General features: G+C 66.5%; 10 protein-coding genes. 3 read left to right on the top strand and 7 right to left on the bottom strand.

Features of this window, described 5'->3' with window-relative positions; translation table 11 throughout:
• Positions 1–22: 22 nt before the first annotated feature.
• A complete protein-coding gene (locus ACYQ0L_RS11635) occupies positions 23–3,025 on the bottom strand; it encodes a TonB-dependent receptor domain-containing protein (RefSeq protein ID WP_459789381.1) in 3,003 nt (1,000 codons plus the stop codon).
• 48 nt (positions 3,026–3,073) lie between these two features.
• Positions 3,074–4,489, bottom strand: a complete 1,416-nt coding sequence (locus ACYQ0L_RS11630) for a carboxylesterase/lipase family protein (RefSeq protein WP_459789380.1) — start codon at positions 4,487–4,489, stop codon at positions 3,074–3,076.
• A 162-nt stretch (positions 4,490–4,651) separates the two neighbouring features.
• On the opposite strand from ACYQ0L_RS11630, the gene ACYQ0L_RS11625 reads away from it, so the two are divergent.
• Positions 4,652–5,500, top strand: a complete 849-nt coding sequence (locus tag ACYQ0L_RS11625) for a TetR/AcrR family transcriptional regulator (RefSeq protein ID WP_459789379.1) — start codon at positions 4,652–4,654, stop codon at positions 5,498–5,500.
• Here the strand turns inward: ACYQ0L_RS11625 and ACYQ0L_RS11620 are convergent.
• Complete coding sequence (locus ACYQ0L_RS11620) at positions 5,497–6,090, bottom strand: TetR/AcrR family transcriptional regulator (RefSeq protein WP_459789378.1); 594 nt, start codon at positions 6,088–6,090, stop codon at positions 5,497–5,499. The two genes, ACYQ0L_RS11625 and ACYQ0L_RS11620, sit on opposite strands and share 4 nt — an antisense overlap.
• A 164-nt stretch (positions 6,091–6,254) precedes the next feature.
• Entirely contained in the window at positions 6,255–7,433 is a 1,179-nt protein-coding gene (locus tag ACYQ0L_RS11615; protein ID WP_459789377.1) for an amidohydrolase family protein, read from the bottom strand.
• Between the two features lie 241 nt (positions 7,434–7,674).
• On the opposite strand from ACYQ0L_RS11615, the gene ACYQ0L_RS11610 reads away from it, so the two are divergent.
• Positions 7,675–8,478, top strand: coding sequence for an acyl-CoA thioesterase (locus tag ACYQ0L_RS11610; RefSeq protein WP_459789376.1), 804 nt, complete (start codon positions 7,675–7,677; stop codon positions 8,476–8,478).
• Between the two features lie 46 nt (positions 8,479–8,524).
• Positions 8,525–8,926, top strand: coding sequence for a VOC family protein (locus ACYQ0L_RS11605; protein WP_459789375.1), 402 nt, complete (start codon positions 8,525–8,527; stop codon positions 8,924–8,926).
• A 145-nt stretch (positions 8,927–9,071) separates the two neighbouring features.
• Here ACYQ0L_RS11605 and ACYQ0L_RS11600 read toward each other — a convergent pair whose 3' ends face one another.
• The 3 genes from ACYQ0L_RS11600 to ACYQ0L_RS11590 are packed head-to-tail and all read right to left on the bottom strand — an operon-like array spanning position 9,072 to position 15,082.
• Positions 9,072–10,502 carry an efflux transporter outer membrane subunit gene (locus ACYQ0L_RS11600; RefSeq protein ID WP_459789374.1) on the bottom strand — a complete coding sequence of 477 codons (1,431 nt, stop codon included), beginning with the start codon at positions 10,500–10,502 and terminating at the stop codon, positions 9,072–9,074.
• A gap of 11 nt (positions 10,503–10,513) precedes the next feature.
• A complete protein-coding gene (locus ACYQ0L_RS11595; protein ID WP_459789373.1) occupies positions 10,514–13,702 on the bottom strand; it encodes an efflux RND transporter permease subunit in 3,189 nt (1,062 codons plus the stop codon).
• Between the two features lie 51 nt (positions 13,703–13,753).
• Positions 13,754–15,082 carry an efflux RND transporter periplasmic adaptor subunit gene (locus ACYQ0L_RS11590; RefSeq protein WP_459789372.1) on the bottom strand — a complete coding sequence of 443 codons (1,329 nt, stop codon included), beginning with the start codon at positions 15,080–15,082 and terminating at the stop codon, positions 13,754–13,756.
• Between the last annotated feature and the right edge of the window lie 125 nt (positions 15,083–15,207).

Below are 15,207 nucleotides of genomic sequence, written 5' to 3'. Positions count from 1 at the left end.
TGGCTGTCTCACTCGTTCGCGCTCAGAAACGCACCTTGGTGCCGATCTTGAAGGTGCGGCCCTTGGCGGTGCCGATGAACGGATCGTAGCTGTATTCGAGGCGCGCCTGCGCCGGGTCCGTGTCGAACACGTTCTCGACACCCGCCTGCAGTTCTGCCTCGAGCCCGCCAAGCGTGAGATCGATCGACGCGAAGACGTCGTGCGAGAAGAAGGAACCCACTTCGCGCCCGAAACTCGTGCCTCCGAACTCGGGCGTTTCCGCGCAGAACTCCTTACCTTCGCAGCGGTTATCGGTAGCCCCGCCGATGTAAGTGCTGGACCAGGTTACGCTTACGGGATCGACCTGAAGATTGAGGTAGCCGCTCGCCCGCCATTTCGACACGGTGCCCGGTTCGCGGTCGTAATTGGTATAGCCTGCCGCGTCGTAGCCTTCGCTGAAGAGCAGCCCGTTGAATTCGAAATCGCCGAATTCGTATTCGAGCGTGTAGGTCGCATTCGCGCCGAGATTCACCCTGACCGGGCCGAGATCGGTGCGGTAGTTGGCACTGAAGTCGAGGCCGCTGGTGGTCACGTCGGGACCGTTGACGGTCTGCGTCTGAAGGCGGCTGATGTCGTTGCCGATGGTGGTGCCCTGCGTGCAGACCCCGCCGGCAAATACCACGTAATCAACGAAAGGACTGGAGCAATCTACAAGCTGCGTCCCGTCCTGTCCGCCGGGCGCGACATTGGCCGCGATTTCCTGAAGCGGGAGATTGGTGAACCGCCCTTCGAACTCGTAGGCCCAATAGTCGACGCTGAAGTTGAATCCGCCGAATTCGAGGATCCCGCCGACATTGTAGGTCAGCGCGGTTTCTGGCGCGAGGGCCGGATTGCCGACCGTATCGGTCGCCTTGAAGTTGCCACCCAGAACGTCGATCCCGGCCACCGCGCGCACCCCGGCAGTCCCCAGATCGGCGGGCAGCGGCCCGCGGAACGTATCGCCCACCGACCCGCGCAGGGCGAGGAAATCGGTCACCTGCCAGCGGGCGGAGAGCTTGGGATTGACGGTCGAGCCTACCAGGCCTCCGTAATCCTCGTACCGGATCGCGCCGGTCAGTTCGAAGCCGTCGAACACTTCCATCTGCGCTTCGGCGAAGAAGGCATACACATCCTGCGAAAGGCGCGCGCGGGGGTACTGGCCGAGGAAGGTGAACGCACCCACCGGGAAGTTGGTATCGTTCGGATCATCGAGGCACGAGGTGTCCCCCTCGATCGCGCACGGATACGCATTGGGATCGCTGAACCGGTTGAGCGGATCGGTCGCGAATTCGGTTTTCCGGAACTGGCCGCCGAAGGCGTAGCCCAGCGTCCTTCCGAACAGCGTCATGTCGCCGCTGAACACGGCATCGAAGATATACTGTTCTTCGGTCGCGCGTGTCCCGCTGCGCTCCGTCATGTAATCGATCACTTCGATCGAGTTCTCGTTCCCCGGAACGTAAGCCGGATTTTCCAGGCCTAGCGCTGGATTGCCGGGTGCGGAATTGATGAAGGGATTGAAATAGAGGCACCCCCCGGCACCCGGGGTCGTGCCGGTGCAGGAGTCACCGCCCAAACCGTTGAGCGCGCGTTGCAGCCGGTCGCTCACGATGTCGTTCGAGAACGCGAGGCGCGAACTGCGGATGTAGGTGCCGAAGGTCTGCAGCGCCAGATTGTCGGTCAGATCCACATCGAACCCCGCCGACACCTTCCACGCGTCGTTTACCGCCTGCCCGTAACCGGACCCGCCCGAGTTCAAGGGATTGCCACCCAGCGCGAAGGGCCGGAACAGCACGATCGAGGACAGGATCGGAGTGAACAGCCGCGGCGGCGTTCCCGGCGCGAAGGACTGTTCCAGAAAAGCGGCATAGCCGGGGTTGCTTGCCGGAACGGTAAACGCACTCACGCTGCCCGGCCCGTTGGGCCCCTGGGTGATCGGGTTGCTGGGCGAATAGCCCAAATCCTTCAGCTCGGTATGCGAATAGAGCGCTTCCGCGGTGAAGCTGACGCGGTTGGAAAGGTCGGCGGTGAACTGCCCATAGACCTGATAGCGGTCCTCCTTCTCGATCAGATTGACGAAGGGGATGTAGCTATAGCGGCACACGGGCAGCGGAGTGTCGCCCGCACGCGGATACGCGCCCTGGATGCCGCCCAGCGACTCGCATGCGTCCAGCTGGCTGCCATCGACGCCCAGCCCCAGAGTGGTGACACCGCGACCGGGTATGAAGCCGACCGGCGCGTAGAGCCCCGGATTGCTCAGGAAGGAATAGCCCGTCGGATTTTCCGCATAGGGCACCTTGGTGAAGTCGCGCGCCGTGGTCGGCAGTTCGGACCGGTGCTGCCAGCCTGCGCCGATCATCAGATTGGCATCGCCGATGTCGAACCCGGCGAGCGCACTGACGCGGTAATTGTCGTCCGACCCGTCGACGAATTCGTAATCCCCCGCGATCTCGATCCCGTCGAAGTCCCGGCGGGTGACGAAGTTGGCGACCCCGGCGATCGCATCGGAGCCGTAGGTGGAAGCTGCGCCATCCTTCAACACCTCGATCCGGTCGAGCGCGAATAGCGGGATCAGGTTGGTGTCCGCCGCACCATCGCCCGGTTCGGTCGCGAAGCGGCGACCGTTGAACAGCACCAGCGTGCGCTCACGCCCGAGGCTGCGCAGGTTGATCGAGCCGACGCCCAGGCTGCCGCCCGCGCCGTACTGGTTGGAATCGCCGAGCACCGGGCCGACCGAGGGCAGGCTCTTGATGAACTCCAGCGGGCTGTCGATGCCGCGCGCTTCCAGCTCTTCCTGGCCGAACACATCGACCGGCAGCGCGCCATCCTCGCGCTGGCCGCGGATATAGGACCCGGTGACGACGATCGTGGTCTCGGGATCCGATTCGATCTGCTCCGCCAGCTCCGGCTGGTTTTCCTGGCTATCGACCGGGGTGGTCTGCGCCATCGCTGCGGGGGCAAGCGCGAATGCGCATGCTGTCCCCACCATGAAGTGCGGTTTACCAATCATCTCTCTCTCCCAACATCGCCGTTTTTCCGGCTTTTGTATTCGGTCAGACTATTCGTCCTTCGTGGCGGCATCCTCCTCGGGGCCATCGGGCAGTGCATCTGCCGGTGCCATCTTCGGGCCGGTCGTTTCGATCAGCGCGGCTTCGCCTCCTGGGCGGTACGCTTCCCAGGTGAAGTCGGCGCATTCGAAGGAGCGCGCGCCGGGCGCCATCTTGACGAAGGCGACCCAGCATCCGTTGACCTTGTCCGCCAAGGCGCGATCGGCGGCGTCGGCGTGTTCCCCGCCCCAGCTCGACCGGTCGATCGAATCGAAAGTGAACATCAGTTCGGCCGAGTGAATCGGCCCATCGGCCCATTCCCCCGCGCGGAAGGCGGGCGTGTGGTCGAAGCGGTAGAGGAACGCCGGGGCGCCCGCGTCACCCGCCAGCGCGGCGAAGGTGCGCGCGGCAGCGAAGCCCTTCTCTCCCGCATTGGAGCCCACCAGCAGGGGCACGTCGGCCTGCGTCCCGGAACGCAGCGCGGCGATGGTCGATGTCGGTTTGAAATTCGCGTCGGGCGTGAAGAAGAAACCGGCGCGCAAGGGCTCCGATGCGGCGAAGGTCTGCGCGGAAATGCTGCGTAGCTCGTCCGCGGTGACGTCGGGCCCGATGCCGATGGTCTCCAGCGCCTCGATCGCCATGCGCTGCGCCTCGGCCTTCGGGCGGTCGGGCAGCAACAGGCTGCCGGACTGGACGATCGCCTTGTCGAACAGGCCCTTCGCGGAAGGCAGCGCCAGCAGGTTGGCGACGATCCCGCCGCCCGCGGATTGCCCTGCGGCGGTCACCCGATCGGGATCGCCGCCGAAGGCCTCGATATTGTCCTTCACCCATTCGAGCACGGCCACGGCATCCTGCAGCGCGTAATTGCCCTGCGGCTCTTCGGGATGATCCGCGTCGAGTGCGGGATGAACGAGGTTCGCCAGCGCCCCCAGCCGGTAATTGACGCTTACCGTGATGACGCCCTGCTGCGCGTTGGCCGTACCATCATAAGAGCCGAGGCTGCCCGCCCCCAGGAAGAACGCGCCGCCGTGGAACCACACCAGCACGGGCGCATCGCGCGCATCTTCGGGCGCGGTGACGGTGAGATAGAGGCAGTCTTCGGACTGGGCCCCGTTCACGCCGCCGAAATTGGCGACCATGGTGTCGGTATCGACCGGCTGCGCGCATGGTGGTTCATGCGCGGTCGCCGCCCGCACCCCCTGCCACGGTTCGACCGGCTGTGGCGGACGCCAGCGATTCTCGCCCGTCGGCGGCGCGGCATAGGGCACGCCTCGAAAAACCAGTACGCCGTTTTCACGCGATCCCATCAGGGTGCCCGCACCCACTTCCACCTCGGCCCCGTCGATAGGGTCTGGCATTTGAGCGTCGAGAGCCTGTGGCACCAGGCCGGTTGCGAGGACGGCCAAAGCCGCCGGAAACCGCGTCATTCTCCCCTCCTCATTTTTTCTGCCCACCGTCATAGCGCGGCGTTTACAATCTAACAACAAGCATATTCGAATATCGGGTACGATATAGAGACGGATTTCTTACACCTTCGTACGAGCGTATTCGGGTGGACATGCAAGGCCCGGTCGGAATAGCCTGCCACGATGGAGCTGACCCGCGCAGAACTGTTCGAACGCATATGGTCCGAACCCATGGGGGCGGTCGCCGCGCGCTATGGCCTCACCGGCAACGGCCTTGCGAAAATCTGCGACCGGCTCGCCGTTCCACGCCCGCCCCGATCGCACTGGACCCGCAGCGCCGCCGCGCGCGATCCGCGCCCGGAGCTGCCCCCCGCCCCGATCGGCCTGAGCGAGACTTTCGCGCTCGGTCGGCGCCAGGCCCGCCAGTCGCCCGGCACCCGCACGCGCATGTCGGCCGAGGAAAGGCGGCACCACCTGATGGAGATCGCAAGCCGGATCGCCCTGAGCGAAGGGCTGTCGGCGGTGACCATCCGGGACGTGGCGCGGCTTGCCGGGATCAGCGAAACCCAGGTCCACAACTGCTTCGGCGGCCGGACCGAGCTGCTGCTGGCCCTCGCGCGGCGCGAGATTGCCAGCCAGGAATCGCAGCGGCGCAGGCGCATCGCGCGCGGCACCAACCACCAGACCCGCGTTATGCTCTCGACCATCGGCTATCTGCACGAAGCCGCCCGGCGCGGGCCCTTGCTGCAAATGCTGCTGCGCACGCCCGAGGTGCGCGACGCGCTGAAGCCCGAACGGATTGCGCAGAGCGATGCGGCGCGGGCGCCGATCCTCCAGCAACTGGCCGGACAGGGCAAGATGGACATGCAAAGCGCGCGCGCTTCGACCGCCGCACTGACCGCAGTCAGCCTGAAGGCGGGCGGAATCGTGGCAAGCAGGCGCGCGCCCTTCGCGATGGTCGAGGAAATCTGCCTGACCGTGGTGATGGCCGGCGTCCTCAGCGATGAGAACCTCGCCGCGGGTGTGGACTAGGCCGCAGGGGCGACGGCGAACCCATCCACCGAGGCCGAAACCAGCCGTCGGCAGGTTGCATGGGCCGTATCGCGATCGATCTCCGCACCGCGCACCAAGCGCGCCAGCGCCTCGGGTATCCCGGTCGTGAGTTCGAGCAGCACGAAAGCCTCGCGCGGCGCCAGGCCGAGCGGACGGCGCGTTTCCTCCGCGACGCGCCGCAGCAGACGGCGAAACTGGCGCTGGCTTTCCGGCCCCAGGGGGCTGTCCTGATGCCGCTCCCGCAGGATCAGTTGCAGGATCGGCCCGCTCTCGATCAGGTAGTCGAGATAGGCGGCATAGGCCGCGCTCGCGCGCTCGCGATAGGTCGCCGGCGTGGCGTCGAGTTCGGGCAGGATGCGCGCCGCGAGCCGGTCCAGATGCTGGAGAAAGAGTGCGTCGACGATCGCGGGCACACCGTCGAAATAAACGTAGAGGAGGCTGCGGCTGACGCCGACCCGGTCCGCCACCTCGCCGAGCGAGAGATTGAGCGTCCGGCCTTCGCGGATCAGTGCCTCCGCTGCGGCGAGCAGTTGCTGCTCGCGATCGTCCTCTGCCGGGATGGCCTCCATAGGTCCGCTGTGCCGCCACACCTGACAATGCACAAGGCCGCCCTGCGGCAGCCGCGCGATTTATCCCTACTGGTGTGACCGTCAGCTTCCTTTGATCCGGCCAGGCACAGGAAAAAAGGGAGAGCATCGCAGCGGATGCTCCCCCAGTGCGCTCGAGAGGAGCGTTACTCGGCCGCTTCGGCCAGCGCCTCGCTCTTGCGGTACATCATGTGATCGTAGTTGGTGCGGTAGAACATGTCCTTCACCTCCTCGTCGAACCCGTCGAGCGAGGCTTCGAACTTGCCGTAGGGATCCTTGGTGCCCTCGGGGTGCGGATAGTCGCTCGAGAACAGGTAGAGCTCCGGCGCGGAGTCGCGGATCATGTGGCCCACGTCCTCGTTCGGGAACGGCGTGAAGCGGACCGCGCGCTTGAGGTACTCCGAAGGCATCAGGTCCATGTCCTTCAGGTACTGGTCGGTCTTGTTGAACGAGTACCAGCCATGGTCGAGCATGCGCAGGAACTCGGGCACCCAGCCCGCCCCGCTTTCGATCACGCCGCCGCGCAGATCGGGGAAGCGCTGGAAAACGCCGTCGTAGACCATCGCGGTGAGGAATTCCTGCGGCGCGTACCACAGGCACATGAAGTCGGGGAAACGCAGGTTCTCGCCGCCGCCGTGTAGGTCGGCCGCGCGCTCGCGCCCGTTGTTGCGGAACCTGGTTGGCTGGGTCTTCGTGCCCGGCCCGATGTGCAGCATGAAGGGAATCTTGTTGTCCTCAAGGTACTGCCAGAACGGATCGAAATCGGGGTGCCCGGGGCTCTTGTCGCCCGCCGGGCCCGCGCTGAACATCACCGCCTTGGCGCCTGCCCCCACCGCGCGCTTTGCCTCGGCAAGGCCGCGCTCGGGATCGTCCAGAGGCGTGAACGCGACGCAGTCCATCCGCGCATCGGCATCGCAGAACTGCTGCTGCGCCTTGTTGAGCGCGGTGGCCGCGGCATAGCGCTGGTCGTCGCTCTCCGCCTTGGTGATCGCGCCCAGCCCGAATGTCGGGAAGACCAGCTGGCTCTGGAAGCCCAGCCAGTCGAGCGCCTCGACCCGTTCTTCGGGGTCGAAGCCGCCATAGCCGAGCCAGCCTTTCGCGCCCTGGATCGGGTTCTCGAGCGCCTTGGCGCGCGCCTCAGGGTCGTTCTTGCGTGCCTTCGCGGCGTCGATCATCTTCACGATCCGATCGCCGCCATCGCGCTTCGAATACACCTGCGAATACATCTCCTTGTACTCGCCCTCGAGATGATCGGCGAGCCAGTCCTGCGTTTCCATGGTGTGCGAGTCGGCGTCGTTCACGACCCGGCCTTTGGTATAGGTCATCGGCTTCTCCCTGCGTTGTCCGACGAGTATTGTCACACTAGTTGTTATGGTGTCAACGCCCTGACCGCAAAGCTGCTGCAAAGCGAAGTTTGTCACTTTCTCTCGCACTGACTTGCCATTGTCGGCATGGCTGAATATCGGGTATGGATCGTTTGGGAGTTCCAATATCGCCGATCTTGTCAAAATCCTCGCCCTCGAGACCGTCGATAACACGACTTTCGAGGGCCGGTCGGGTCCGGCCATGGGCCCGCGCCTGTTCGGCGGCCACGCAATCGCGCAGGCGCTGCTCGCCGCATCGCAGATGGAGGATGGCACCCGCCTGCCCCATTCGCTGCACGCCCATTTCCTGAAGGCCGGGTCGAGCGCGCAGCCGGTGCGCTACGCCGTCACGCCGCTGTCGGCCGGGCGGAGCTTCGCGGTGCGGCGGGTGGACGGCTATCAGGGCGATACGCTGATCTTCACCATGACCGTGTCCTTCCATGTCGAGGAGGACGGGTATGAGCACACCGCCCCTGCTCCCTTCCCGCTCGACATCGAGGCCGCGCTTGACGGGCTTGAGGAATGGCGCGCCAGCGACGCCCAGGCGGCCAGCCTGCCGATCGTCGAACGCTTGCAGAAGCGCCCGATCGAGATCGTGCCGATCGATCCCGAGGCGATCTTCGGCGCGCTGGGTGGCGAGGCGAAGACCGCCGTCTGGATGCGGATGCGCACGCCCACCGGGTCCGATCCGCTCCTCCAGCGCGCGCTGCTCTCCTACGCGTCGGACATGATGTTCCTGCGCAATGCGCTGCTGCCCCACGGCATCCGCCCGGGCAGCGACATGATCCAGGCCGCCTCGCTCGACCATGCGGTGTGGTTTCACGAGACGCCCGATTTCGACCGCTGGCACCTTTTCGCGACCGAAAGCCCGTGGGCCGGACATGCCCGGGGCCTCAATCGCGGCCACTTCTACGATCTCAGCGGCCGGATGGTCGCCAGCGTCTCGCAGGAGAGCCTGATGCGCCCCAAGGGCGACGGCCGCGCAGAGGCCGCGGCGAAGTCATGACAGCACCGGCCGCGGACGGCCAAACCCGCGGTGGAAAGGACCCCCGATGAGCACCACCGAGACAGCGCGTTTCACCTTCGTTAAACTGACCGTCGCCAATATCGACGCCGCAACCACCTTTTTCGAACAGGGGTTCGGGCTGACGCATGCCGACACGGTCGACACACCGACCTTCCGCGAACACATGATGACGGGGCCGAAAGGCGCGATGACGATCGTGCTGTTCCACTGGAAGGACGGCCGCACGATCGACACCGGGAACGGCTATGGCCCGGTCGGGATGATCTCGCGCGATCTGGATGGCGATCTGGCCCGCGCGATCGCGGCGGGTGCCACGCAAAAAGGCGAGACGGTGCAGTTCGGCCCCGCACGGATCGCCTTCCTTCGCACACCCGATGGCCACGAGATCGAGATCCTGCAGATGGGCGAGACGTCCGGCACGGCGTGACCTCGGGCGGTCAGATACCCTCCTTTGCGTTCGTCAGGCTGGGCCACCCACGACGGGCCATAGCATCACCAGCGTGGTGATCAGGAAGCCGATCGCTGCGGAAGCGAAGGCGTGACGATGGGCGTACCACCAGGAGATCTTGCCCTTACTCACTGTCAACTCCGACAGGCCCTTGCCACCCGCCGCCCAAGGCGCGGAACACGGCAATCTGCTGCCGGGACACATCGGCGTCCTGATCGGCGAGCGTCGCGCGCGCCTCGGCCAGAGTGCGTTCGGCATCGAGCGTTTCGAGCGAATTGATCAGCCCCTCGCGGTTCTGCGCGCGCACGATACGCGCAGCGCGCTCCGCCGAGGCGACCGCAGCGACCAGAATCCGCCGCCGTTCGAGCGAGCGGGCGTAGTTCGACAAGGCCGTCTCCGCTTCCTGCAAGGCGACGAGCACGGTGCCGTCGAATGCGGCTAGCGATCCCCGTGCGTCCGCCTCCGCCGCGTCGATCCGGGCATAGACCGGCTCGCGATTGGGGAAGGCCCAGTCGATCAGCGGGCCGAGCAGGAAGCCCAGCGGGCCGCCGGTGAACAGATCGCCCAGCTTGGTCGCATCCGATCCGATCGAGCCGCCCAGCGTGATGCGCGGGTAGAGGTCTGCGCGGGCCACACCGATCCGCGCCCCGTCGGCCAGCGCGCGCAGTTCCGCCGCGCGCACATCGGGACGCCGCGCCAGCAGCTGCGACCCGTCGCCGACCGGCAGTGGCGCCTCGATCTCGATCGGAACGGTCTGCTCGCCGATATTGGCCGGCAGCGCGGCGGGTGTCCGTCCGGTGAGCGTGGCCAGCGCGAACAGCGCGGCCCGCCGCTCCGCTTCGATCGCGGGGATCGTGGCGGCGCGCTGTTCGAGCAGGCTCTCGATCCGCGCCACCGCAAGCCCATCGGTATAGCCCGCATCGTGGCGCAGGCGGGTCAGGCGCAGGCTGTCTTCGAGCAGATCGACGATCGAGCGTGCCACGCGCAACCGCGCCCCCGCGCTGGCGGCGTCGGCGTAGGCGCGCGTGGTGTCGGCCGCCACCATCACCCTGACCGCTTCCGCATCGGCGCGCGCCGCCGCGACATCGCCGCGCGCGGCCGCGATACCGCTGCTCACCCGGCCGAACAGATCGACCTCGTAGGCGATATCGGCGCCGATCGAGAACTGTCCGCCGTCGCGGTCCTGCCCCGGCAGGGTCTGCGCCTCGGGGGTGCGCCCATATCCGGCGGAGGCATCGAGCCCGACTTGCGGGAGCCGATCCGACCGCGCGCCGCGCAGCGCCGCCCGCGCCCGGTCGATCCGGGCGACCGACTGGCGAATGTCGGTATTGGCGGCGAGCGCATCGGCGACCAGTCCGTCGAGTACGGGGTCGTCGTACAGGCGCCACCAGTCCTGCGGCAGCGGTGCGGGGCTGACGACGTCGGCCTCGGCGGAAAGGTAGGGGCCGGTTTCCATATCGCGGATGGGGGTGGAGGCGATATGGTCCGGCCCCGCCGCGCAGCCGGCAAGAGCCAGCGCGGAAGCGGCGGAGAGGAAAAGCGTGCGAATGGTCATGGTGGTTCGTCCTATTCGGCCGGCTGGATCGCCAGGCTCGCCTCGTCACTGCGGCTGGAACCGCGCAGCGATGCGAGCCGGTCGCCCAGCGCGCGGCACACGACGTAGAAGGTGGGGGTGAAGACCAGCCCGAAGCCGGTCACGCCGAGCATCCCGAAGCACACCGCCGTGCCCAGCGCCTGACGCAGCTCGGCACCCGCGCCTGTCGCGATCACCAGCGGGACCGAGCCGAGGATGAAGGCGAAGCTGGTCATCAGGATTGGACGCAGACGGGTCCGCGCAGCCTCGATGGCGGCATCGATGGGCGACAGTCCATGCAGCGCCTCGCCCTGCCGGGCGAACTCGACGATCAGGATCGCGTTCTTGGCCGACAGTGCGATCAGCACGACCAGGCCGATTTGCGTCAGGACATCGTTGTCCATCCCCATCAGGTTGACCCCGATCATCGCCGCCAACAGGCACATCGGCACGATCAGGATGATCGCCAGCGGCATGATCAGGCTTTCGTACTGCGCCGCGAGCACCAGGAAGACGAGCAGCACGGCGAGTCCGAAGACGTAGATCGCGGTGTTGCCGGTGCTGGCCTGCTGGAAGGCGATGCCGGTCCATTCGGTCGAATAACCCTGCGGCACGGTCTCGGCCGCGACCTTCTCCATCGTCACCAGCGACTGTCCGGTCGAGCTCGTCGGCGCGGTGTCGCCGTCGATCGCCACTGCGGGCGCGAGGTTGTAACGGCTGACGCGGTACGGGCCGGTGGTGTCGGTCACGGTCGCAACCGATCCCAGCGGCACCATCGCTCCGTTGCCGGACCGGGCATACAGATTGCCGATATCGCTGACGTCGTCGCGATAGCCCGCATCCGCCTGCGCGGTGACGCGGTAGGTCCGCCCCAGCAGGTTGAAGTCGTTGATGAAAGCGCTGCCCAGATAGACCGACAGCGTGTCGAAAATGTCGCTCGGTGCGACGCCCAGCATCTGCGCCTTTTCGCGGTCGATATCGGTCTTCACCCGCGGCGTGCCGGTGTCGAAGAAGGTATAGACCCCGGCCAGCCCTTCCTGCTGGTTGGCCTGCGCGATGACGGCATTGGCCACATCCTGCATCTGGCGATAGCCTTGGCCCGAATCGTCCTTCAGCATCATGCGGAAGCCGCCGGCGGAACCGATGCCCTGGATGACGGGCGGCTTGACGATCATCAGGCGCGCTTCGTTGATATCGGCGGTCGCGGCCTGCGCCTTGGCGATCAGTTCGTCGATCGACTGACCGTTGCCCTCACGGTGATGGAAATCGTCGAGCACCCAGTAGGCGGCAGCCGAGCTGGCGGACTGGGTCTGCGTCGTCCCGTCGAAGCCCGACAGCATGACGGTGCCGGTAATTCCTTCGATCGGCAGCACGCGCTCTGCGACCTTCTTCATCACCGCATCGGTGCGCGTAGTCGCCGACCCCGGAGGAAGCTGGATAACCGAGACGAAGTATCCCTGGTCCTGCTGCGGCACGAAGCCGGTGGGGGTCATCGCCAGCGCGACCCCGGTGAGGCCGATCAGCACGCCATAGGCGAGCATCATGCGCCGAGGCATCGCCACCAGCCGCCCGGTCAGCCGCGCATAGCTGTCGCTGAAGCGCTCGAACCCGGCGTTGAACTTGTCGCCTGCCCGCTCGATCGTCTTGCGCCAGCGCGGCGCATCATCGGGCAGGTGCTCGTGCGGCCTGAGCAGCAGCGCGGACAGCGCGGGCGAGAGCGTGAGCGACACGAACAGCGAGATGATGGTCGCTGCGGAAATCGTGACCGCGAACTGCTTATAGAATTCGCCCGAGAGGCCACCCATGAACAGCGTGGGCACGAACACGGCGCACAGCACCAGCACGATGGCGATCAGCGCGCTGCCGACCTCGTCCATCGACCGCCGCGCGGCTTCGAGCGGGCTGTAGCCTGCCTCCAGATTGCGCTCGACATTCTCGACCACCACGATCGCGTCGTCGACCACGATCCCGATCGCGAGGACCAGCCCGAACAGCGAGAGGTTGTTGAGCGAATAGCCCAGCATCGCGAGCACGGCGAAGGTGCCGACCAGCGAGATCGGGATCGCGAGCACGGGAATGATCGAGGCGCGGGCCTTCTGCAGGAAGACGATGATGACCAGTACCACCAGCACCACCGCCTCCAGCAGCGTATGCAGCACGGCGTCGATGCTTTCGGCGATAAATTCGGTTGGGTTGTAGACGATGCGGTATTCAAGTCCCTGCGGGAAATCGGCCGCCAGCTCGTCCATCGTCGTCTTGACGCCTTCGGCCGCGGCGAGCGCGTTGGAGCCCGGCTTCTGGAACACCGGCAGGATCACCGAATCCGTGTCGTTGAGGTAAGCCGAGGTCGCGTAGTCGGCGGCGCCGATCTCGACCCGCGCCACGTCGCTGACGCGGATCTGGCGCCCCTGGTCGTCGGTGCGGATCACCACTTGGCCGAACTGGTCCGGGCTGGTGAAGCGCCCCTGCGTCTCGACATTGAGCTGGAAGGCGGAGTCCGGGCTCGGCTGCTGGCCGAGCGTACCGGCGGCGACCTGCACGTTCTGCGCCCTCAGCGCGCGCACGACATCGCTGCCCGTCAGGCCGAGCGCGGCGGCGCGGCCCGGATCGATCCAGACGCGCATCGCCAGTTCGCGCTGGCCGAACATCTGAACGTCGCCAACGCCTTCGAGCCGTGCAATCCGGTCCTTGATCCGGGTCTGCGCGTAGTTCGAGATATATTCGCGGTCGAGCGAACCGTCGGGCGACACCAGATTGACCACCATCAGGAAGTCGGGCGTGGTCTTGCGCGTGACGATGCCGAGCCGCTGGACCTCTTCGGGCAGTCGCGCCTCGGCAATGGCGACGCGGTTCTGGACCAGCACCTGCGCTTCGTCGAGATCGGTGCCCGGCGCGAAGGTGACGGTGATCGTCATCCGCCCGTCGCCGGTGGATTCGCTCGACTGGTAGAGCATCCCGTCGACGCCGTTGATCTCCTGCTCGATCGGATTGGCGACCGTATCGGCCACCGTTTCGGCGGAGGCGCCGGGATAGACCGCGGTGACGGTCACGGTCGGCGGGACGATGTCGGGATACTGGCTGACCGGCAGGAAGAAGTAGGAAATCGCGCCGACCAGCGTGACCAGCACCGCGAGAACGCAGGCGAAGATCGGCCGATCGATGAAGAAGCGGGAAATGTTCATGGACGCACTCCGGGCGTGGATTGGGGGCGTGAGGCTGCGCGCTGGCGCGTCTTAGCTGGCGAGGCTGGCGGAGGAGGCCGGGATCGAGGCGGGCGTTTCGGCCGGCGTGGCCGCCTCTGCCGGGGGTGCCGAAATCCGGCCCTTCTGTGCAGCGACCTTTTGCCCGGGCATGGCCATCTGTGTGCCCTCGATGATCACGCGGTCGGTGGGTTTCAGACCCTTTTCGATCACGCGCAGATTGCCCACCAATGGTCCGAGCTCGACCGCGCGGGTGGCGACCGTGCCGTCCTTGCCCACCACCAGCAGCAGCTTGCGCGTCTGGTCGGTGGTGACGGCGGTATCGGGGACCAGCAGCGCCTGCCGCGTGCCGCCGGTGGCCAGCCGCATCCGGCCGAACAGGCCCGGAGCGAGGAAGCCTTCGCCATTGCGAACGACCGCGCGGGCCCGGATCGTGCCGGATTCGCTGTCGAGCCCGTTATCGGTGAAGTCGAGCGTGCCGTGCCAGCGGTAGTCGGCCTCGTCCTGCAACCGGATCTCGACAGGCGTGCCCTTATCGAGCCCTTCGCGGCGTGCCTTGAGGAACAGCGCTTCGGAGCCGGTGAATTCGAAATAGACCGGGTCGACCGCGTTGATCGTGGTCAGCAGCGTGGCGGCACTGCCACCCCCGCCCGAGACGAGATTGCCCGCGTCGATCCGGCGGTCCGAAATCTGCCCCGAGATTGGCGCACGCACGGTGGTGAAGCCGACGTCCAGCGCCCGCGAGTTCACCCGCGCCCTGGCCGCGGCAAGCATGGCAGCATTGTTGCGCACCTCGGCCTGCAGCCTGTCGATCTCGGTCGCGGCGATCGCGTCGTCGGTGACCAGTCGCTGGGCGCGGCTCAGATTGTCGCGCGACAGCGCAAGCGCACTCTCGGCCCGCGCCACTTCGGCCTGCGCTTCGGCCAGCGCGGCGCGATAGGTTCGTGCGTCGATGGTGAAGAGCGGCGCGCCCTTGCGGACGAACTGGCCGTCGGTGAAATGGATGCGCGTGATCTCGCCCGAGACCTGAGGGCGGACCTCGACGCTGCGGCTGGCCTGGAACCTGCCGACAAATTCGTCCCACTCGGTGATTTCTTTCTGGAGCGGAAGGGCGGCGGTGACCGCAGGCGGTGCCGCAGCGGCGGGTGCGGCGGGCTTGCCGCCCAGCAGCCACCATGCGCTGAGCACCGCAACCAGCAGCGCGATGCCGATCCACAGCCGCCGATGGCGCACGAGACCGCCCGATTGCGCTTCGTCGCCCGTCCCCGGCGAGGAGGTCTCGTGCACAATTTCCGCATCGTGCTGCGCACGGCGTTCTTGAGCGGCTCTGTCGGAGTAGCGGTCGAGAGGGGTGTCGAGCATCGGGTATTCCTGACCTTGTCGAGACAAGCGCTACCGCCTCCAAAAGCGAGGGCTTTCGAAGCAGGACGCGCACAATTCGGATGAACCAGGGCCGCAAGGCACCCAGCCACCGCGCAGCGATCACC

Source organism: Alteriqipengyuania triglochinis (assembly GCF_054655655.1).
This window is presented reverse-complemented; position numbering and strand designations above follow the sequence as displayed.